Source organism: Herpetosiphon llansteffanensis, assembly GCF_003205875.1.
Classification (GTDB): domain Bacteria; phylum Chloroflexota; class Chloroflexia; order Chloroflexales; family Herpetosiphonaceae; genus Herpetosiphon; species Herpetosiphon llansteffanensis.
The window spans coordinates 1-19,594 of the sequence record NZ_PUBZ01000114.1; the positions used below are offsets into that span (position 1 = coordinate 1).

19 protein-coding genes are annotated in these 19,594 nt (G+C 50.9%); 5 read left to right on the top strand and 14 right to left on the bottom strand.

Annotated elements, in window-relative coordinates; genetic code table 11:
- Positions 1–300 precede the first annotated feature (300 nt).
- On the bottom strand, positions 301–1,536 hold the full coding sequence (locus C5S61_RS17560; protein WP_164689597.1) for a patatin-like phospholipase family protein: 1,236 nt from the start codon (positions 1,534–1,536) through the stop codon (positions 301–303).
- A gap of 62 nt (positions 1,537–1,598) precedes the next feature.
- A complete protein-coding gene (locus tag C5S61_RS17565; RefSeq protein WP_110516966.1) occupies positions 1,599–2,105 on the bottom strand; it encodes a polyhydroxyalkanoate synthesis regulator DNA-binding domain-containing protein in 507 nt (168 codons plus the stop codon).
- Between the two features lie 180 nt (positions 2,106–2,285).
- Here C5S61_RS17565 and C5S61_RS17570 point away from each other — a divergent pair, with 180 nt between their 5' ends.
- Together C5S61_RS17570 and C5S61_RS17575 are read left to right on the top strand one after the other, a co-directional pair.
- Complete coding sequence (locus C5S61_RS17570) at positions 2,286–4,181, top strand: PAS domain-containing sensor histidine kinase (protein ID WP_110516968.1); 1,896 nt, start codon at positions 2,286–2,288, stop codon at positions 4,179–4,181.
- Positions 4,182–4,459: 278 nt separating this feature from the next.
- Positions 4,460–5,881, top strand: a complete 1,422-nt coding sequence (locus tag C5S61_RS17575; protein ID WP_110516970.1) for a glutamine synthetase family protein — start codon at positions 4,460–4,462, stop codon at positions 5,879–5,881.
- Positions 5,882–6,253: 372 nt separating this feature from the next.
- Here C5S61_RS17575 and C5S61_RS17580 read toward each other — a convergent pair whose 3' ends face one another.
- Together C5S61_RS17580 and C5S61_RS17585 are read right to left on the bottom strand one after the other, a co-directional pair.
- A complete protein-coding gene (locus tag C5S61_RS17580) occupies positions 6,254–7,072 on the bottom strand; it encodes an expansin EXLX1 family cellulose-binding protein (RefSeq protein ID WP_110516972.1) in 819 nt (272 codons plus the stop codon).
- A gap of 127 nt (positions 7,073–7,199) precedes the next feature.
- Complete coding sequence (locus C5S61_RS17585) at positions 7,200–8,390, bottom strand: MFS transporter (protein WP_164689598.1); 1,191 nt, start codon at positions 8,388–8,390, stop codon at positions 7,200–7,202.
- A 401-nt stretch (positions 8,391–8,791) separates the two neighbouring features.
- On the opposite strand from C5S61_RS17585, the gene C5S61_RS17590 reads away from it, so the two are divergent.
- Entirely contained in the window at positions 8,792–9,943 is a 1,152-nt protein-coding gene (locus tag C5S61_RS17590) for a DNA/RNA non-specific endonuclease (protein ID WP_110516976.1), read from the top strand.
- A gap of 55 nt (positions 9,944–9,998) precedes the next feature.
- Here C5S61_RS17590 and C5S61_RS17595 read toward each other — a convergent pair whose 3' ends face one another.
- On the bottom strand, positions 9,999–10,880 hold the full coding sequence (locus C5S61_RS17595) for a roadblock/LC7 domain-containing protein (RefSeq protein ID WP_110516978.1): 882 nt from the start codon (positions 10,878–10,880) through the stop codon (positions 9,999–10,001).
- Positions 10,881–10,910: 30 nt separating this feature from the next.
- Here C5S61_RS17595 and C5S61_RS26640 point away from each other — a divergent pair, with 30 nt between their 5' ends.
- Entirely contained in the window at positions 10,911–11,216 is a 306-nt protein-coding gene (locus C5S61_RS26640; RefSeq protein WP_124033460.1) for a hypothetical protein, read from the top strand.
- On the top strand, positions 11,183–12,931 hold the full coding sequence (locus tag C5S61_RS17600; RefSeq protein WP_110516980.1) for a diguanylate cyclase: 1,749 nt from the start codon (positions 11,183–11,185) through the stop codon (positions 12,929–12,931). Before C5S61_RS26640 ends, C5S61_RS17600 begins: the two co-directional genes overlap by 34 nt.
- Before the next feature lie 38 nt (positions 12,932–12,969).
- Here C5S61_RS17600 and lspA read toward each other — a convergent pair whose 3' ends face one another.
- From lspA to C5S61_RS17645, 9 genes are all read right to left on the bottom strand, one after another.
- Positions 12,970–13,470: a signal peptidase II gene (lspA, locus tag C5S61_RS17605; RefSeq protein WP_110516982.1), complete on the bottom strand. Its 501-nt coding sequence runs from the start codon at positions 13,468–13,470 to the stop codon at positions 12,970–12,972.
- Positions 13,467–14,219 carry a type I methionyl aminopeptidase gene (map, locus tag C5S61_RS17610; protein WP_110516984.1) on the bottom strand — a complete coding sequence of 251 codons (753 nt, stop codon included), beginning with the start codon at positions 14,217–14,219 and terminating at the stop codon, positions 13,467–13,469. The genes lspA and map (C5S61_RS17610) overlap by 4 nt, the downstream gene beginning before the upstream one ends.
- A 3-nt stretch (positions 14,220–14,222) precedes the next feature.
- Positions 14,223–14,972 carry a type I methionyl aminopeptidase gene (gene map, locus C5S61_RS17615; RefSeq protein ID WP_110516986.1) on the bottom strand — a complete coding sequence of 250 codons (750 nt, stop codon included), beginning with the start codon at positions 14,970–14,972 and terminating at the stop codon, positions 14,223–14,225.
- A 1-nt stretch (position 14,973) separates the two neighbouring features.
- Positions 14,974–15,636: a phosphorylase family protein gene (locus C5S61_RS17620; RefSeq protein WP_110516988.1), complete on the bottom strand. Its 663-nt coding sequence runs from the start codon at positions 15,634–15,636 to the stop codon at positions 14,974–14,976.
- Positions 15,633–16,394, bottom strand: a complete 762-nt coding sequence (locus C5S61_RS17625) for an MTAP family purine nucleoside phosphorylase (protein ID WP_110516991.1) — start codon at positions 16,392–16,394, stop codon at positions 15,633–15,635. The genes C5S61_RS17620 and C5S61_RS17625 overlap by 4 nt, the downstream gene beginning before the upstream one ends.
- On the bottom strand, positions 16,391–16,879 hold the full coding sequence (locus C5S61_RS17630; RefSeq protein ID WP_110516994.1) for a hypothetical protein: 489 nt from the start codon (positions 16,877–16,879) through the stop codon (positions 16,391–16,393). Before C5S61_RS17630 ends, C5S61_RS17625 begins: the two co-directional genes overlap by 4 nt.
- Positions 16,880–16,889: 10 nt before the next feature.
- Positions 16,890–17,567 (bottom strand): maleylpyruvate isomerase family mycothiol-dependent enzyme, encoded by a 678-nt coding sequence (locus tag C5S61_RS17635; protein ID WP_164689600.1) that lies wholly within the window; start codon positions 17,565–17,567, stop codon positions 16,890–16,892.
- Positions 17,568–17,610: 43 nt separating this feature from the next.
- Positions 17,611–18,093 carry a tetratricopeptide repeat protein gene (locus C5S61_RS17640; protein ID WP_110516998.1) on the bottom strand — a complete coding sequence of 161 codons (483 nt, stop codon included), beginning with the start codon at positions 18,091–18,093 and terminating at the stop codon, positions 17,611–17,613.
- Positions 18,094–18,322: 229 nt separating this feature from the next.
- Positions 18,323–19,513: a zinc-dependent metalloprotease gene (locus tag C5S61_RS17645; protein WP_110517001.1), complete on the bottom strand. Its 1,191-nt coding sequence runs from the start codon at positions 19,511–19,513 to the stop codon at positions 18,323–18,325.
- Positions 19,514–19,594: the final 81 nt, after the last annotated feature.

Genomic DNA, 19,594 nt, shown 5'->3' on the forward strand with positions numbered 1-19,594 from the left:
GCTTCGTCGGCAGCGTCAGAGGTGTATAAGAGACAGGGCGAGGGGGAGCACGCTGGTTTTCATCACTAATTCTGGTAGACCCACCGAATGAACGCCCTTCGCCCGCGCCCGGGAGAGGGGTTGGGGTGAGGGCATGCTCCATCACTCAACATGGACGAAGGATGACATTAAAGCCCCTCGCCCGCGCCCGGGAGAGGGGTTGGGGGTGAGGGGATGCTCCATCACGCTGCATGCACGAACGATGACATTAAAGCCCCTCGCCCGCGCCACGGGAGAGGGGTTGGGGTGAGGGCATCTCAATTATTCCAAGTTGCCAAGCCGCGCATCGAGGTCGTCGAGGGTATGGGCCAGATTGGCGGTGCGCCAGCTTTTTTGGGGGTTGGTCAAACGCTTGCCATTGGGGTCGCGCGCCAGTAACGAGTGCACCGTGTCTGCATCGTCGCTGGCAAATAGGTGATGCAGCTCTTTGGCAACCCGTTGGCGGCTAATTTGTACCCCATGCTTGGCCAAAATCGCCTTGTAATCTTGATATTGGTCGGCCATGCGAATGGTGGCTGATTCGTAGCCATGGCGGGCCAGCATCATGCGCTCATCATAATGCAGCACATGTTCGCCAAACACCGTCGCATCATCAGCCCGTGGCTCAATCAAAATAATATCGACATCAGGGTGTTGTTGGCGCAGTTTTTTGATGTGATAGTGTAAACCAGCCTGAATAAATGTGCGAAATACTTGGTTGCCAATCGCCTGAATTCCTGCATCGGCGATGCGCGTGCCAAGCTGTTGCTTGCGATTATCAAAGGCAACCAGCGGATTGACACAGACAATCAATTTTGCCCCACGATCAATCGCTACATCGAGGCTAGCCGTGCCACGCACGCCACCATCAATATAATCAACGCCATTGATCCGCACTGGCTCATAGACAATTGGCATGGCGCTTGACGCAGCGACTGCTGCCGAAATTGGCACATTGCGCAGGCTACCCTCGCCAAATACCGCCCGATCGCCGCTATCAAGCTCGGTCGCTACGATATACAGTTCGCGTTGCACCTCGGCAAAGTGGTTGCTACCACGCTCGGCCAAAAAATTGCGCAGATAGCGCTCTAAACTATTGGTTGAATAAATGCCATTGGGCAAGCCTTCGAGCATCTTCCAAGCCCAATCCAAGGGCGCAAAATCGCGTGGATGGCGCAAAGTTTCGATGGCACGTTGGGCCAAGAGCCGCGGCAAGCGTCGCCCACGTTTGACGAGGCCGCGCAAATTGAGCGCCAAAATTTGGTCGCGTTGCAGGCGTTTGGCATCGGGCAAGGCTCCTTCGAGAATGCGCAGCAACTCGCGGGTGGTAATGCCATTGGCCAGACATGAGCTAATTAAGCTGCCTGCGCTGGTGCCAACATACATATCAAAATCATTAATCGTGAGGGTTGTGAGGAGATCATCGATGGCACGGAGTGCGCCAATTTCGTAAACAGCTCCAGAGATGCCACCACCGGCAAGGACGAGCGCGCGTTTAGATGGGGTTGAATTCTTCATTGATCGTGGCCTCATTGCCATTGGCGATACGTCAGCAAACGAATCGGAGAAACGGCGATTGATTATTTATCCTGTAATAACTGTTCAACTAAGTTGGCTAGTTGCTCAACTTGGCCTTTCAAGCGTTCGACATCAGAGCGATCGGGCAGATTTTCGGCATGGGCATGGCCCGAATCATTGAGCAATAATTGGCCCATTCGTTGACATAATTCTTCGCTGATTTTGCCTTCATCGAGCAAATGTTCCAGCCGCAAGCGAATTTCGGCCTCGACGATTTGGCTGCCACCCAACGAATGGAACAGGTTGCGGCGCATCTGTGAGAGCGTCTCGCCGCTAGTTTGAATCAGATCGGATAAGAGCGGAATTGGCAACGGGCCTGAACGGCGGCCTTTGTTATTGAGCAAAATTTGCGATAAGGTTTGGACAGTCAAATCTTCGCCGGTAACATTATCGACCACCCGAACATCGCTGCCAGCACGAATTAACTTAGCGATGCCATGCAAGGTAATATATTGTTTGGCATTGGTATGATAAAGCTTACGATTGCCGTATTTCTTAATTAATTCCACAACGCCTCCTACGATCTGAATTGTGCTGCGGGAAACTCATTATAGCATGGTCGTTGCTTGCTGCTGTGCAGTGCGTCATAAAGTATAAGCCTGCTTAAACCACTTGGATCGTTGGGCTTCTCATACTACAATAGGGCTTAGACCGAAGGCTTGAAACTTGTGTTGTGAGGGCGATACCCTATGCCTCAGAAACTGAAATGGCCGCTGACCAGCGCCTGGCAACGCCGTTTGATCAAAGCGACCCGCCGTAAAGATGTGACGCTTGAGCAATTTCCAGTTGGTTTGGTCTGGTTTCAAGGTTCTCAGGTTTTTTTTAATCAAGCAGTTACGGCGATGATTGGCTATAGCAACGCCGAAATTACCACGACTGAGCAATGGTTTCAGCTGTTGTATCCCACCGAGGCTGCCAGTATGCGCCAATTGTATGCAGCTGCCTCAGCATCAAGCTTAGGCCAAACAATTCACGGCTTTATTGTTAATCGCCAACGCCAAAGCTGCCTTTTAGAATGTACATTGGCGGCTCATGGCCAGCGTCAAGTGTGGTTGGTGCGCGATATTACCGAGAGCAATCGGCTTGAGCGGCTGATGCTGCAAACTGAGCAAACCGCCCATGTTGCTGGCTGGGAAATTGATCTGCGTACTAACCAAGTGTATTGGACGCGCGAAATGTATCGAATTTTAGATACATCGCCGCTTGAATATACGCCGACGATTGAGAATCAGAATTTTTTTCATACCAACGCAACGCTCGTTCAGCTTGAGGCAATTTTTCGCCAGATGATCGAGCAGCGTGGTTCGTTTGATATGAGCCTCGAAATGCGCACCTTTCGTGGGCGTTCGTTTTGGGGGCGTTTTACCGGGCGAGTCGAGCTAGAGTTTGGCCAGCCGATCAAAATTTATGGCTCGCTGCAAGACATAACCGAGCATCATCAATTAACCGATGCGTTGCGCATGGCCGAGCGCGATTACCGCACGATCTTTGAAACAACCAAAATCGGCATTTTTCGCATCACGCTTGATGGTCGGGTGTTGCGGGCCAATCCGGCTTTGGTGCGCTTAGCAGGCTTTGCCCACGAACATGAATTGGTCGATTATGTGGCCGATTTAAACACGATGTATGTTGATCCAGAGCGCTTTGAGTATTTGCGCGAGCTGCTACACACCCATGGCGCATATGATGAAATTGAATCGGAAGTTTATCGGCCTGCCAATGGCGAACGCATCTGGATTAGCGAAACCTCGCGTTTTGTGTATGCAGATGATGGTTCGGTGCTCTATGCAGAGGGCACGATTCAAGAAATTACTGCTCGTAAACAAGCAGAAGAAGCTTTGCGCCATGCCCGTGATGCTGCCGAAGCCGCTAATCGAGCCAAAAGCACATTTTTGGCCAATATGAGCCACGAGCTGCGCACGCCGCTGAATGCGATTATCGGCTATAGCGAATTGCTGATGGACGACACCGATTTTAGCGATCCCAGCATGCTTGAGGATTTTCGCCATGATATTGGCCAAATTAATGATGCAGGCCATCAATTGCTCAACTTAGTTAATGATGTGCTTGATCTGGCCAAAGTTGAGGCTGGCAAATATCAGATTGCTGCCGAAACCTTTGATCTGAATGGACTAGGCCATGAATTAATTGCCACAATTAGCCCAATGGCCCAAAAAAATGCCAACAGCCTCGCTTTTGAGCCAAACAAACAATTGCCACTCATTCACACTGATCGCGCCATGCTCCGCCAGATTTTGCTTAATCTGTTGAGCAACGCCGCGAAATTTACCAAACATGGCAGCATCAATCTAAGTGTGAGTTTTGACCCAGCCAGCCAGCATGTCCAATGTCGCGTGAGTGATACCGGCATTGGCATGACCAATGAACAAATATTGAGTTTATTTGAGCCATTTACCCAAGGCGATGCCTCGACGACGCGGCGTTATGGCGGCACGGGCTTGGGCTTGGCGTTATGTCGCCATTTTATTGAGCTATTGAACGGCACGATTCAAGTTGAAAGCGTGTTTGGCCAAGGCTCAATTTTTACCATCGTTTTTCCATGCTTGGTCGAGGCAACTGATTAGGCAAATTGCTACAATAACTGATGCGCCTATGACCCTTCATGCGGCCACTAACGGCAAGCAATCGCCGTAGCTTTTGTGCAACTTGTACAAATAGCGCAATTTAAACTTTGGGTAGATTACACAAGTTCTGGTGTGATGGGATTGCGTATAATGCGACCTAGTTGAATGGATCGCGCGTTCCTTGGCCATATCCCAAGATTTTCCAAACCCACTACTAAGCCCCTATGCTCGCGGGACACCGAGTATGGCTTTGTTAGTAAAAAGAAGGATGACACACCATGACACTTCGTGATTTTCTCGAAATTCCCTACGAAGAGTTGGAAGAACTGAACCTCGCTGCCAAAGCTCAACGGGTTGCCCGCACATCATTGGACAAGTTGCAAGAAGAGCGCATGCGCTATTTGAACGACGAACGCCGCATCAAAGCGGTGACCGTTTGTTTCACCGACCTTGAAGGCCGCTTGCACATGCTCGATTACGACAAAAAATTCTTGTTGAAATCAGCTGATAACTTGACCTTTGACGGCTCTTCAATCCGTGGTTTCTCGCAACAATCAGAATCCGACTTGCGCTTGGGCATCGACTGGGGTGCGTTCTACTGGTTGCCATCCGACATTTTTGGGCCTGGTAAAGTGTTGGTGTTTGGTCAAGTGCTCGAACGCGATGGCTCAGTCTATGCAGCCGATTTCCGCGCCCGCTTGCAAGCCTACACCGCTGAGTTGTTGGCCAAAGAAGGCATCGTTTGTAACGTTGCCAACGAAATTGAAGGCTTCTTGTTCAAGGGCCGCAACGCCGAGCAACACTACCGCGATACCGGCCACTTCGATTTAGTGAGCACTGGTGGCTATTACAACTCATTGCCTGGCGATCCGCTGCGCTTGTTCATTGATGCTGCTGCTGAAGCACAACGCGCAATGGGCTTTGAAAATGAAAAAGATCACCCAGAAGTTGCGCCTTCACAGTTCGAAATGAACTATTCGTACACCGAAGCCTCGGTAGCCGCCGACCAAGTGTTGCTGTATAAATTGATTTGTCGCCAATTGGCCTACAAACTCGATTTGACTGCTAGCTTCTTGCCCAAGCCTGTAACTGGGGTCAACGGCAGCGGTATGCACACCAACATGTCATTGGCCAAGGGCGATACCAACTTGTTCTACGATGCCAACGGTGAAGAAGGCTTGTCGGAATACGGCTGGAACTATGTCGACCGCATTTTGACCAGCGGCTTGGATCTGTGTTTGTTGTTGAATGCCAGCGTCAACTCCTATCGCCGCCTCGACCCACACTACGAAGCGCCAAACCAAATCAAGGCTTCGGCAATCGATCGTGGCTCGATGGTGCGGATTCCATTAGGCAACGCTCGTTCAGCACGGATCGAAGTGCGCTCGATTGCTCCCGATGCCAACCCATACATGGCGATTTACGCGCTCTTGAAGGTCGGCTTGGAAGGGCCAAAGGCCGATTTGTCAGTTCGCAAGGGTGCAAAAGTATTGCCCGACAACATTTACGATGCAATCGAATCGTTCCAATCGAGCGAAATCATCGCTTCAGTCTTGGGCGAAGAAATTCAAGCCAAGTATGCTGAACTGAAGATTGCCTCAGCTGATCGCTGTCCACATCGCTTGGGCACGTTGATCAAGCGCTCGGAAGTTCAATTCCATCACGAAGTAACCAACCAATACCTCTGGAGCAAGTTCTAATTCTTGGAATGAGCTACAGTCAAGGCCCAGCGCAATTGCGCTGGGCCTTGGTTTTTTTAGGTTCCCTCACTCCAACCCCGCGCCCACGGTGCGGGCACGGGGCTTTAATGCTGTGGTTCTTGCGCAATTCGTCGGTGCTCAATGATGGGTTATGAGATCCCCTCACCCCAACCCCTCTCCCGTGCGCGGGCGAAGGGCTTTAACCCCGTGGCTCTGGCGCAATTCTTGGTGAAAAACGGTCGACTCCCCCTCGCCCGCGTTCTAAACAGCGGTGTTTGATGTAATTCATGGTTAACCATCAATGATCAAATTCCCCCTCGCCCGCGTTCAGTGGGAGAGGGGGCAAGGGGGTGAGGGAACGTATTTCACAGCTTATTTCCGCGTATACGGCAGCCACACGTGTTCGGTGAGGCTTTCGGGCGGCACGGTTGGGCGGGGCGTTGGGCTTGGAGTTGGGGTTGCTGAGCCTGGTGGCGCAACATAGGGGAATTGCTGCAGTCCTGGTCTGGTTACATTATCGCCAAGCGCAATATTTTCATCAACAATCACATTGCCATAGACATCGGTGGTGCGAAAGCTGTAGGGGCCAGCACCCATGCCCGTTTCGGCAATAAAATAATTGAAAATAAAGCGCGGAGCAACTTTATAGGCCGCTTGGCCCATGCGATACTCAAATTTGGCAATTGCATTGCGATGATTGCGCAGGTGCACTGCTGTCCACCATTGATTGCTACCATCTTTGAAATGATAGCCAACCTTGCCAGTCGTGGCTGGATTACTGATCAATTGCCAGCTGATTGGCACAATTCCATCAACTCGCCGCGCAATCCGATCAAAGGCTTGCGGGCTAAGGTCGATATGGCCGGTTTGGCATTCAGGGCAGCGGTCGGTAATTTGCACTGTGACCGATCCCAAGGGGCCAGTGATTTTAACCATCGCCCCACAATAATCAGCCGTGGCATAATCGGGATTATTCATCGCGCCAAACAACAAATCGCTTGGCAATGGCAGGCTACAATTGCCCAAGCCTGTTGCGGTGTAATAAGTGGCTTGGCCTTGGCGAAGCGCCCATGGGTTGGTGATTGTGGCTGGGCTTTGGGCAAAGCTTTGCTGCTGCCACGCGTAACTCCCAAACACGCCAATTAATAAACTTGCGAACAATAGCCAACGAACCATGTTTCGAGTGTGCATACGAATTACCTTTAACTAATAATTAATAGTTGCCACTCTACGCAATGCTGTCGTTGCTGTCAAGTCGGGCTAAAATCAAAACAGCACCACTTTTTCAAAAGTGATGCTGTAATGCAGAACAGGCCAATTAGGCGTTCATGGTGGTGGCTGGCTTGAACCAATTCAATTTGAGTCCCAGCCCAACGACCAAGGTTGCCAAACCAATGCATGTTCCAGCAACAATAAAGACCAATTGTGGCCCTGAAACATCGAACATATAGCCGCCAGCTTGGGTTGCCAACAACGGTGATAAGCCGCCACCGATGGCGCTAATCAAGCCTTGGGCGGTCGCCAGCAAGTTGGTTGGAATGCGCTCGGTAATCAGGCGAATAATTGCGACTGAATACAAGCCAAAGCCACACGCCCGAAACATGCCAATTGGAATCAACATCCATGCTTCGCTGACCATGCCGCTGCCAATAAAGCCCAATCCAAGAATCAGGGTGGCAATGGCGAGCGTTTTGGCCGTACCAAAGCGCGCAATCACCCGATCAGCTTTCAACATCACTGGCACTTCGGTGCTAGCAATCACACAGGGCAAAATGCCAAGCATCATCGTGCTGCCACCGCTGAGTTTTTGAATCAAGTTGCCATCGAACATCGAAACCATGCTGAAGGCTGCGCCGACCAAGCCCGTGATAATCACAATTGCGATAAAAGCTGCATCGCGTGGCGCTTTGGCTGGTTTGACCGTTGTTTTGCGCAATTCTGGCGTGTGATCAAGGCTATTGGCAACAATCGCAACCAAACCTGTCATACACCCAGTCAAAATAAACATGGTTGGATAGCCGGTTTTGGCCCACCAAATGCCGCCTAATAATGAAGTTACTGCATAGCCAACCGAACCCCAGAGCCGCAATTTGCCATAAGCCAGCTGATGGCGCACCGCCATGCCTGCGATCATACTATCGGCTAAGGGTGCGATTGGCCCGCGTGCCACCGCCAACATAACCATCACTGGCAAGATCGTAAAGAAGCTAGTTGGAAATGCCAGCGCAATTTGGCTCAACGCTGTGAAAGCCAACATACTGAGCAATAATTGCACATGCCAGCCCCGCCGATCAGCCGTTGCTCCTACCAAGGGATTAAACAACAGCACCGCCAACGGGCTAATCGCCCCAAACATGGCAATTTGTTGGCCACTTAAGCCAAGGTTGGTGAAGTACACATTAATAAATGGTACATACATGCCAACGCTCGACCAAAAACACAAATAATATAAACTACCCCGAACCCCGGGCCGTGCATTCGACCGCCAGAGCGCCAAACGGCTGCCCATACGCTGACTCCTCATAGATTCCAACAGGATTTCGCCGTGATTCGTAAGGCCATGCTGGGAATTTTTGGGCATACAACAAAGCTGGCGAGCGCTACGCCTGCCTCGCCAGCTTCATTGCCGCGTTGTTTGCATCTGTAGATTGCAAAAAAACGAGCGCTTTCAAGAGCGACTCGTTTTTGCAAAGCATGTGTCTTACTTCACTTCTGTAACGATACAGCTAATTTCTAAAATTGCAAGTATGATCATATAACAGCTTTGTTGTAGGCCTATATCCCCCATACAGGTGAGGCTATCGCTCGGCAGGATTTTGAGTATGCTACGCATCTGATTTATGCCTAGACAGCTATGGTACAGTATGCAAGCTATTCATCATACTTTCATCGCGAAAGGACATTGCTGTCATGACTGGTCTGCGTCGGCTTTTTGGTCTGCTCATTTTAGGACTGTTGGCGCTAGGCTTGCGTCAACCTACCACCCAAGCTGCTCCCAACGATAGTTTGCACCTCACGCTGGGCAATCCTAGCAATGCGGTCAGTGATCCCTTGGTGCCAGATAATTATTTAATCGAACGCACTCAATATGCCATGGCCTATCAACGTGATGCTGGAATTCCAGCTTGGGTTAGTTGGCACTTGGAAGTGCAAGATCTTGGCAGCACCTCGCGCGGCGATTTTGTGGCCGATTCAAGCCTGCCAAGTGGTTGGTATCGGGTGCAGCCAGGCGATTATAGTGGCAGCGGCTATGACCGTGGCCATATGATCCCATCAGGCGATCGCACTGTCTCACGGGCTGCCAACGATCAAACCTTCATCATGTCGAATATGATTCCCCAAGCGCCTGATAATAACCAAGGCCCATGGGCCAATTTGGAAAATATGTGCCGCACATGGGCGCGGGCTGGCAACGAACTCTACATTATGACTGGCGGATATGGCACAAAAGGCACGATTGCCAGTGGTCGGGTGAACATTCCCGCCTTCACCTGGAAGGTTATTGTAGTGCTACCTGTGGGGAATGATGATGCGAATCGCGTCGCCGCCAATACTCGGGTGATTGGCATTTGGATGCCCAACAATCAAGGGATTCGCAGCAATCCTTGGGAGCAATATCGGGTCAGTGTCGATTATATTGAAAGCATGACTGGCTTTGATTTTCTCTCGAATGTGCCAACGGCAATTCAGAATATTGTTGAGGCCCAAGTTGATGGCTCGCCAGCGGTCACGGTTACGCCAGGCACGGTCAGCCCAACCGCAACCCGTACTGCCACGGCTACCCCAAGCGCAACCCGCACGGCCACGCCAAGCCTGACGGCAACCCAAACTGTCACGCCAGCAACCGTCTCGGCAACCGCCACGCGCACGGCTACGCCAGCAGTCAGCGTCACTGCTAGCCCAACTGATAGCGGCCCACCAAGCTTTACCTTTACACCAACGCCTTCGGTAACTCAAACAGCTTCGCAAACTCCAGTTGTAACTGCAAGTGCCACGCCCTCGGTGAGTGCAACCGTGGTCATTCCTCAAGTGCACATCTTCTTGCCCTACGTTACCCAATAGCTAAAAAAAACGGCATCCCGCTAGTGCATAGCGGGATGCCTCGATTGTGCATTCATTAGGCTGCCAATAGCTCCCTCAATGGTCGCTCCATATCAGCAACATTCAGCCAAAAGAGGCCAAGGTTGGCGTGTGGCTGAAGCAACGTAATCAAAATATGGCTATGCACTGGGCGAATAATACACAAGCCTTCAGCAGTGCGAATAATGCTTTCTTCGGTTTGGCCTAACGCGGCGCTATGCGCTACTTTATCGGCGATGCGTAACCATGGCCCGCTAATCGCTGCTAATTGTTCAGGGCTAATCTTCGCTGGCAAGGTTGAAACCAGCAGTTCGCCGTTGGTATCGATTAAGGCTGTGCCAATAATGTCGTGATTGGTATCTTGGACAAGTTGCTCAAACAGCAGCTGCACTTGGCGCGCTTGATCAAAGGTCGCAGGAATATATTCTTTTTGAACGGAGCTGTTGGTAGGCAATGTTCCACCCAAGGCGGTCATGATTCGTTGGATTGATTCTGGTTTATGCATGATGTAACTGTCTACTATGTAATGGTTTGAACGATTTAAGGCGGCACGAAGGTGGTCGGATACGGCTGCTTGCTGGGTTACCAGCAAAATAATTGGCCCAGCGATCCACGGCTCAAGCTGATCGGCGAGATCAAGCATTGCAGCATTATCAGTGCTTGGATCAATTAATACAATACAGCCGTTGACGGTTTGGGCAAGCTCATGGATGATTGGGCTAGCACTCGCAGGGATTCCATACCAAACCGAAGCTTGTTCGGCGTAGTCCAAATGGCCTATATCCATTACGATGCTTTGGCTGCTCTGGATGTTTGCTCCATCAAGCTCGTGACTGCTCCACGTGTCACAGATCGACTGAATAAACTTGGTTTTCGGCTCTGCTTCAGCGCCAACGACTAAGATGCGCTGGGTTGTCATTGCTGCGATGCTCCTTGATTGGCGTTGGTGTTGGCAATTGAGCGTCAAGCCGTTGCAAAAATAGCGTTTGAAGGCAGTCTAGATCAATTGCTTAACAAAATTGCTTACGCTTGGAAAACTACTCACTTACGTTGCAAAAAATCTCCCGAAAGCGGTAGATTTTACCAAACATTGGTTGCACCATTGAGGGGATGGTGCAAAGATTATGCATATGTTAAAGTTTTTATATTGATCGCTGCTTGTGCGATCAAACTGGATTGGATCAATCCAGAGAGCAAGAAGTCTGCCAACGAAAGCGTACTATGGTTGTCTCACAGCAAATTCAGCAAGAATTAAAGCAATCTACCAATCCTGCTCGTACTATCGATTTATTAAACGTTTGGGCTGCAAATTTACGCCATATCGATTTGGCGCAAGCATGGAAGATAAATTATCAGGCAGAGTATCATGCGCGCAATGGTTTATTTGCCTACACGCCCTATTATCAGGGCTTGGTTGAAGCATGGTATTGGCGTGGTAAATTTTATAGCGTGCATAAAAAATATGCTGAAGCATTAAATTGTTTTTATAAAGCACTGGAATATTGCGATTATGTGAATCCAAATATATTTGAATTGAAAAATCCTGCTGCTGCCTATTACCAAGATGCTCCCGACCAATTTATTGATAATTGGGTCGATAAAATGGCGTTGCATAACATTCTTGGTGTTACGTTGGCATTGCAATCGCAGCTTGATGCCGCTTTGGAGCATTATCTGATTGCTGAAGAAATTGCGATCAACACCAATAATGAATGGATGCAAACGATTTTGAATAGCAATATTGGCTATTTATACCGCGTTTTAGAGCAGCCAATGGAAGCAGAAAGCTATTTGCAACGCGCATTTCAACGCCTGCCAGCCCAGCTTGAGACCAAAGCCCAAAAACGGTTGTACGCCACCATGCTCGATAATAGCTGCTGGGTCGCCTTGGAATATGATCAATTGTACGATGCCTTGATGTATGCAAATGCCAGTTTGGAGCTGTATCAGGCACTTGGTTGGTCGCAGGGCATTGTCGAGGTGTTGAATATTTTGGGCGTGGTTTATCAGCGTTTTGGTCGCTCCGACCAAGCTATGGCCGAATTTGAGGCCAGTTTTGGCTTGGCCCAACGGCTTGGATTTCAAGAAGATATGATTTTTTCATTGATCCAGCGTGGTATCCTAGGAGCAAGTCAGCACGATTATGCGCAAGCCTTGGCATTTGGACAACGTGGTTTGGCGCTAGCGATCGAGACCAACGATCTCAGCCAACAATCAATGGCTCACAACGCATTAGCCGATATTTACGAGCAAATGGCCGATTATGCCAACGCCATCCAGCACTTCAAAGCCTATCATCACTTGCGCGAAACGCTGTTTAACGAACGCTCAGACCAGCGTTTGCGCTTATTGCAAGTCAAACATCAGGTGCTGCAAGCCCAACAGCAAGCCCGCTTGTATTATCAAAAAACACAGGAATTGGTGGCAGAGATGCAAGAACGTGATCGTCAACGGATTGAATTGGAACGCTTGGCAACGACTGATAGCCTGACTGGGCTGTATAATCGCCGCCATTTTTTGGTTTCGGCCCAAGTCTTGTTGGAGCAAGCAGCGCTGGCTGGCAATTCAGTCGCAATTATGCTGTTTGATATTGATCATTTCAAGCACATTAACGATCAGCATGGCCATCATGTTGGCGACCTCGTGCTGCAAGCGATTGCCACAACCGCCCAAGCTGCCTTGCGCCAATCCGATTTGCTTGGCCGCTATGGTGGCGAGGAGTTTATTGTGCTGTTGAGCCGCGTGAACAAAGCCGATGCGCTGTTGGTTGCCGAACGCTTGCGTAGCGCCATTGCACAACAACGGTTAACCGTTGATCAACAGCCAATTAGCAGCTCGGTGAGCATTGGTTTGGCGCTCTGTCACGAGCATGCCGACATTCCCTTAGAGCAGTTGATTCAGCAAGCCGATCAAGCGCTGTATCAAGCCAAGGCGGCTGGGCGCAATACTGTTCAAACGTTTGGGGCCTAAAATTGAAAAGCGCTCCTAGAATGTAGGAGCGCTTTGGTTTAAGCAGTTTGTTGGCTCCGGCGTTTGGCTGCATCCTCGCGCCAGAGCGTGATAAACAGGCTAACCGCGCCAAACGAAATCGCCATATCGGCAACATTAAACACTTGGAAAATTGGCAGCGGAATGATGTGGAAGGTATCAACCACAAAACCATAGGCAAAGCGGTCGATAATATTGCCCAAACCGCCAGCGATAATTGCCACAACCGCCGTTTGCCCAAGCAGGCCTGCATCGCGAAACCATGTGCGCGAGCGAAACAGCACAAAGCCAATTACGCCCAGCGCCAGAATTCCCAGCAACAGCGAGTTGTTTTCCAAAAAGCCAAAGGCTACGCCACGATTTTCAACATAGACGAAGCGCAAAATGCCAGGAATTGGCTCGGTGCCTGGGTTGCCCAGCGGCGTGAGCGTATCGAGCGTCCACCACTTAACCCAGCGATCAAGCGCGAGAATCGCCACAAACATGGCTGCGAAGGCACTATAGCGTTTGGTTAATTTCATAATTTGGTTAAAATTTCTGGATCACCAGTGGTAATCGCTAGTTGATGTTCAAATTGCGCCGAGCGCGAGCCATCGACGGTTTTGGCCGTCCAGCCATCACGCAGCACGCGCGTGCGCGCCGAGCCAATATTGACAATCGGTTCAATCGTCAGCGTCATGCCAGCCCGCAGTTTGAGGCCTTTGCCCCATTCGCCAAAATTAAAAACATCTGGTGGCGTTTCATGCATTTTGCGGCCAATGCCGTGGCCAGTATATTCGCGCACCACCGAGAAGCCTTGGCTTTCGGTATATTCTTGCATCGCTGCGCCAATATCGCCAATGGTTTTGCCAACCCGCGCTTGAGCAATCCCGCGCCACATGGCTTCCTCGGTTACTTTAAGCAACTTGGCGCTTTGTGAATCGAGCTTGCCAACAGCATAACTCACACAGGAATCGCCATGCCAGCCATTTAAAAATGCCCCAATATCAATTGAGACAATATCGCCATTACTCAGGCGCGTGCTATCGGGAATGCCATGGCAGACTACATCGTTGACTGAGATACAGGTTGAGGCTGGAAAGCCGCCATGGCCTTTGAATGATGGTGTTGCGCCGTGCTCACGAATAAATTGCTCAACCCGTTGATCAAGTTCAAGCAACACCGCACCCGCAACAACGTGTTCGCGCAGCATGGCGTGGGCTTGGGCCACCAACAAGCCAGCTTTGCGCATTTCGTTAATTTGTGATTGATTGTAGATCCTGATTGCCATTGTTTACAGCACCGTTAAAATATAGGGATCGCCATCGGTGACAGCGATTTGATGTTCAAATTGGGCCGAACGCGAGCCATCGACGGTCTTAACCGTCCAACCATCTTTGAGCAAACGCGTGGCGTAGCTACCAAGATTGACCATTGGCTCAATTGTGAAGGTCATGCCTGCGCGTAGGCGTAAGCCCTTGCCCCACTCACCATAATGCAACACGGTTGGCGCTTCGTGCATATTGCGGCCAATGCCGTGGCCAGTATATTCGCGCACCACCGAGAGGCCTTGGCTTTCGGTATATTCTTGAATCGCCGCGCCAATATCGCCAAGCGTGTTGCCTGGTCGGGCTTGGGCAATGCCGCGCCACATGGCTTCTTCGGTTGCTTTCATCAGCTTTTCGCTTTGAGCATCGATTTTGCCAACGGCGTAGGTTACGCATGAATCGCCATGCCAGCCATCGAGAAACGCGCCAATATCAATCGCCACCAAATCGCCATCTTTCAAGCGCGATTTATCGGGAATACCATGGCAAATTACATCGTTAATTGAAATACAGGTTGAGGCTGGAAAGCCCTTGTAGTTTTTAAACGATGGCGTTGCGCCATGCTCACGCAGATAATCCTCAACCAATCGATCGAGATCAAGCAAAACTGCGCCTGGAACGACATATTCGCGCAGCATGGCATGGGTTTGGGCGACCAAACGGCCAGCGGTGCGCATTTTTTCGATTTGTGTGCTGTTACGTAATACAAGTGCCATCTTATTCCCCAATCCATGTTCGCCAATCGTCGCCAATCAGGCCCCGATCGCGCGCCGATTGCATGGTCTGGCGGCAGTTGCAGCTTGCGCTTGAAGGCAAGTGCTGGGCGACTGCCGCGATTAATGTATTGCCAAGCGTGCTGGCTGCCGTGCCAACAATGCCGACGACAGCGTAGCATAATTCTAATTCTTTGGCGAGATAAGCCGCTGGGGCAGCGCTTTGGCTTAGGCCATGGGCTTGCCAGCTTTGGGCGGCCTCAAGCGTGGTCTCAGCCTCGCCAACCGCCAGTGTACCACGACTAAACACCCGTTGGCTGACGCTTTGGGCAGCGGTTAATAAACTGGAACGCAAATCGGGACACCAGACAGGATGTTGGCCAACAAAGCCATAGCCGCGATTGCGAAAGAAGGTCGATGCACGTTGTTCGGTCAAATCGACCAGCTGATCGGGAATCACAATATCGTCTGGCTGAAGCAGACCATCGCATGGCAACATACTGACGGCCTCGATAATCCAACGAACGCCTTGCGTTTTGGCTGCATACAGCGCCGCATGTGGGTTTAGTTCGTCGAGCAAAATTGCTACTGTCCCGTTGGGGCTGTTTTTCGTGGCAAACATCGCCAGCCCAAATGGCGTATTAAGTGAGGTTATGGTAAACGTCATGAGTTGCTCACATCGCTAGTTGCCAGCAAGTGTTCTGCGGTTGCTAGCACAATTTGGAGACATGTTTGGGCCACTTCAACCCCAAAGAAACGGGGTGCGCCTGCGCTTGGCTCAACCCCAGTTGCATAGTTGGTCACATACGCTAATGAGGCGAATTTAATCCCCAATTCGTAGGCCAGCAACACTTCTGGCACCAACGTCATGCCAACCACATCGGCCCCAAAATTGGCCCAAGCCCGAATTTCGGCGGCAGTTTCTAGGCGTGGGCCTTCCGAACATGCATAGGTGCCACAATCGAAGCTGCGGGCTTGCTGCTTGCGGGCTTGCTGGTAGAGCGCTTGAGCACTCGCCACATCAAAAACAGGCTGCGGAATTTGCCAAGCAGTGGGGCTTGGGCGATCGCCAGCAAAATTGATCGGGCGGGTTTTGGTGCCATTGAGCACGTAGTTGAGCACCACCAAATCGTGAACCTGCAATAATTGATTAATTGCGCCGACCCCATTCCAGCTTAAAATTTGTTGGTAGCCAAGCTCTTTGGCGGCCCAAATGTTGGCACGGCTATTGACGAATGGTGGCGAAACATCTAAACGACCCCAGCCATGACGCGAAGCAAGGCCAATTTTGCCGCCAAACTGAGCTGGCTGATAGATTGAGCCTGCGGTGCCATAGGGCGTTTCCAGCGTTTGGTAGCTGCCAGCGCCCAACGTGGCTTCGAGGTCGAGAAAATAGGTGCCGGTGCCACCGAGCAATAAAATCATGCTCCCCCCAAATACATCAAATCATCATCGTCATCATTGTCATTGCTCGGTGCTGGCTCTGCCAACAATTCATCGTCGGCATATTCAATCAGGTGGCCAGTAAATTGACCGTTGAGGCTGAAAATCAAGCCGATACAGCCAAAAATCAGCGCATGTGGCAGAATCGTTAAGAAATCAATGCCACTGCTTTGGCCCGTCCAGCGGGCATGCACCTGAATGACCACAAACAAAAATTGGGTTGCCAACAGGGCAGCAATTGCGCTTGGCGGCGCGCTGGGCAAGCCATCCCACGCATCGCGGCCAGCCTCGATAGCTCGCCATGCGATAAAGCCTGCCATAATCAGCAAAAACCAACCAGTCCAGCCATCTTCGGTAGAAAGAAAGCGCAACAGGCCGCACCAGACCACAAAAAAACCACCGAAAATCAAGCCAAGTATCAGCATTAAGCCGGTAACGATATAATGAGCGACCTTGCGCTGTTGCATTGCTGCTCTCCTATAGCCCCATTGTTGTGTTGCGTAAGGCTTGGGCCAAGCGCTGATCGCCCTCGATCGTCACATGTGCGGCGGTTTTGCGGCCAAATAAATACAGCAAAATTTCGCCTGGCTCGCCAATCACTTTCACCGCAGCCTCGGCTGGGTCTGCTTGACGCGGAAATGCACCGCCAACCTGAAATGCCAAGGCTCGGCCATCGGGGCGTACCAAGCTAATAATCCCAGGCGTTTTGAATGAACGCAGCATCATACGAGCATTGATATGCAGCATTTTCCAGATCAGGTTTTGCACTGCTGGCGATGAAATGCGTGGTTTATTTAAGCCTGCGCGGCGCAAATCTTCGTTGTGCACCCATTGCTCAATAAAATTGGCTAGCGCAATGCCTGGCAAACGAAAAGCCAGCGGCGGGCCATTGCGAAATTCCTGTAATAATTTGAAGCGGCCTTGTTTGCGCGCTTGGCTCATCAACTCGTCGGGGTGCACGCCAAGCTTACCTTTGGTCGATTCAGCCAGAATAAAGCGGATCGGTTGTGATTCGCGGGCGACCATATGCGCCAACAAATCGGTGACGTTCCAGCCTTCGCAGAGCGTACTCGCCTGCCATTGGTCTTCAGTTAACGATTCAAGTAATGCCACGGCATCAGCGCGTTCTTGTTTAAGCAATTGCGAAGCATTCATGGCAACTCCAAGCACTAAAATTCTCATGATATTGTATCATGCTTCACCTTTGGGCGATGGCTAGGCCAAGTAATCCTTGCAAGCTTTGGCTCTGCTCGCTTGGGCTTTCGGGGATGCCGCGCAACACAATCACGGCCACAATTAACAAAATGACTAAGGCAATTGCAATGCCGATCATCGAGATGAGGCTGGTATTGGTTGGCGGTTTATTGCTTGGTTGGCGCGGTTGTTGCGGTTGCTGATTGGCCTTCTGGCCTGTGCTTGAGGCAATTGCAGGCTTGGCGGGGGCGATTACAGGCTGATCGATGGCGGCTAGGCGTTTTTGGGCGGTTTGATTATGTGGTTCGAGTGCTAAAACCCGTTGCAAACATTCGCGCTGGCGCTCCGGTTGATGCACAACTTCGCTGAGCATCAGCCATGCCAACACATTAGCTGGCTCTTGTTGAATGACGAGCGCCAGATGGCCTCGCGCACGAGCCAGATCACCACTGAGTAAAGCTGCTTGGGCTTGATTCAATTCGTTCATACAATTCCTAATTGGCTAAAAGAGCAGCAGTATTTTAACCAAAAATTGTAACTTCGTTATTAATTGGTGGATTTGGTGGGGGGAGTAGGTTTGCTTACAAGGGTGTTAAGATCCCCTCACCCACGCGGCGGGCGAGGGGCTTTTTCATCCAGATCGCTGGGAAACCATCGTTGACTCCCCCTCGCCCGCGTTCAGTGGGCGAGGGGGCTGGGGGGTGAGGGATCGTCAACTATACCCCGACGCGCTCGATCCACAGTTGCGGGTTGCGAATTTCGTCGAGGGTTGGCAGCATTTCTGGGCCTTCCCAAACGCGGGCGGCGAGATCCTTGCCACCATGATCGGCAATTGCATTAACAAAGCGTTCGCCTTGCTCGTATTGCTGCATTTTGAGGCTCATGCCCGTGATGCGGTTGAACAATTCATCGAAGATTGAGCGTTTTTCTTTGCGATCGCTCATGCGCGCTTCAATCTGATCGAAGTTTGGCAGAATATCGCGGCCAACTTCATTCATAATGTGGTTGCTATAGCCTTCAACCAACGACATTAATGCTTGCAGTTCGCTAAATACTTGGCGCTGGGTTGGGGTCAGCAATTGCTCCATCCAATGGCCATCGGTTTGTTCTTTGCTATTGCTAAAAATGCGGTTGATGAAGCTGCCAAAGCCATTGCGCAAGGCATCGAGCTGGCCGCCAAGCTCATTGAAATAGCGCTGAATCAAATTGCTGAAGTGATCGCGCACCCAGCCATAGGCTTCAAACTCATAGGCGTGGGTGGTTTCGTGCAGTGTAATCCACAAGCGGAAGTCATGGTCATCAACGCCTAAGCCTTCTTGCACGCGGGCGATGTTTGGCTCGACAAAATAGAGCATGCCTGGCTCAGCTTGGGGCGAAAGCAAACTCAAATCATATTGGCCAAGCACTTTGCGGGCTAAAACCCCAACCATGGCCCCAACTTGTGCGCCGACGAAAGCCCGATTAATCGCGTTGACCGATGGATTGCGGCCTGCATTTTGGGCTGCTTGGCGATACAGCTTCTCGATTGGCTCAAACAAGCGCTCAAACGAACGCAAATTAGCATCAATCCATTCTTTGCGATCAACCACTTTGACCCGTGAAAGGGTTTCGGGCAACTTGACGTTCAGATACTCATCGATCAAGGGCTGGCTGCGCTCGACCATCTGATCGTACTCAGCTTGGCGTTCAGCCCGATTGACGACTGGATGCTCCTGCCATTGCGAGACGCGCAGGGCGATGGTGCGCGCAACTGACCAATCGATCAGTTTTTGGGGCGTTGTATAATCGTAGATTTTTTGGCCTTGTTGGCGGGTTTTATTGGCGAGATAGCGTGCGCCTGCGCCTGCGGCGGCACTAATCAAAAGCACACTACCAAGTTGTTTAATTGATAAACGTTTTGTACTCACGTTCGACATCCTTTCCGCTGGCACAAACACCATGGCTTCAGCATAACACGAGCATTTGGGCGGGGCTAGGGCTGCCAAGCT

Coding starts and splice junctions, on each gene's coding strand:
- C5S61_RS17560 (WP_164689597.1), bottom strand. CDS start 1,536: ATGAAGAATTCAACCCCATCTAAACGCGCGCTCGTCCTTGCCGGTGGT.
- C5S61_RS17570 (WP_110516968.1), top strand. CDS start 2,286: ATGCCTCAGAAACTGAAATGGCCGCTGACCAGCGCCTGGCAACGCCGT.
- C5S61_RS17575 (WP_110516970.1), top strand. CDS start 4,460: ATGACACTTCGTGATTTTCTCGAAATTCCCTACGAAGAGTTGGAAGAA.
- C5S61_RS17580 (WP_110516972.1), bottom strand. CDS start 7,072: ATGCACACTCGAAACATGGTTCGTTGGCTATTGTTCGCAAGTTTATTA.
- C5S61_RS17585 (WP_164689598.1), bottom strand. CDS start 8,390: ATGGGCAGCCGTTTGGCGCTCTGGCGGTCGAATGCACGGCCCGGGGTT.
- C5S61_RS17590 (WP_110516976.1), top strand. CDS start 8,792: ATGACTGGTCTGCGTCGGCTTTTTGGTCTGCTCATTTTAGGACTGTTG.
- C5S61_RS17595 (WP_110516978.1), bottom strand. CDS start 10,880: ATGACAACCCAGCGCATCTTAGTCGTTGGCGCTGAAGCAGAGCCGAAA.
- C5S61_RS17600 (WP_110516980.1), top strand. CDS start 11,183: ATGGTTGTCTCACAGCAAATTCAGCAAGAATTAAAGCAATCTACCAAT.
- lspA (WP_110516982.1), bottom strand. CDS start 13,470: ATGAAATTAACCAAACGCTATAGTGCCTTCGCAGCCATGTTTGTGGCG.
- map (WP_110516984.1), bottom strand. CDS start 14,219: ATGGCAATCAGGATCTACAATCAATCACAAATTAACGAAATGCGCAAA.
- map (WP_110516986.1), bottom strand. CDS start 14,972: ATGGCACTTGTATTACGTAACAGCACACAAATCGAAAAAATGCGCACC.
- C5S61_RS17620 (WP_110516988.1), bottom strand. CDS start 15,636: ATGACGTTTACCATAACCTCACTTAATACGCCATTTGGGCTGGCGATG.
- C5S61_RS17625 (WP_110516991.1), bottom strand. CDS start 16,394: ATGATTTTATTGCTCGGTGGCACCGGCACCTATTTTCTCGACCTCGAA.
- C5S61_RS17630 (WP_110516994.1), bottom strand. CDS start 16,879: ATGCAACAGCGCAAGGTCGCTCATTATATCGTTACCGGCTTAATGCTG.
- C5S61_RS17635 (WP_164689600.1), bottom strand. CDS start 17,567: ATGAATGCTTCGCAATTGCTTAAACAAGAACGCGCTGATGCCGTGGCA.
- C5S61_RS17640 (WP_110516998.1), bottom strand. CDS start 18,093: ATGAACGAATTGAATCAAGCCCAAGCAGCTTTACTCAGTGGTGATCTG.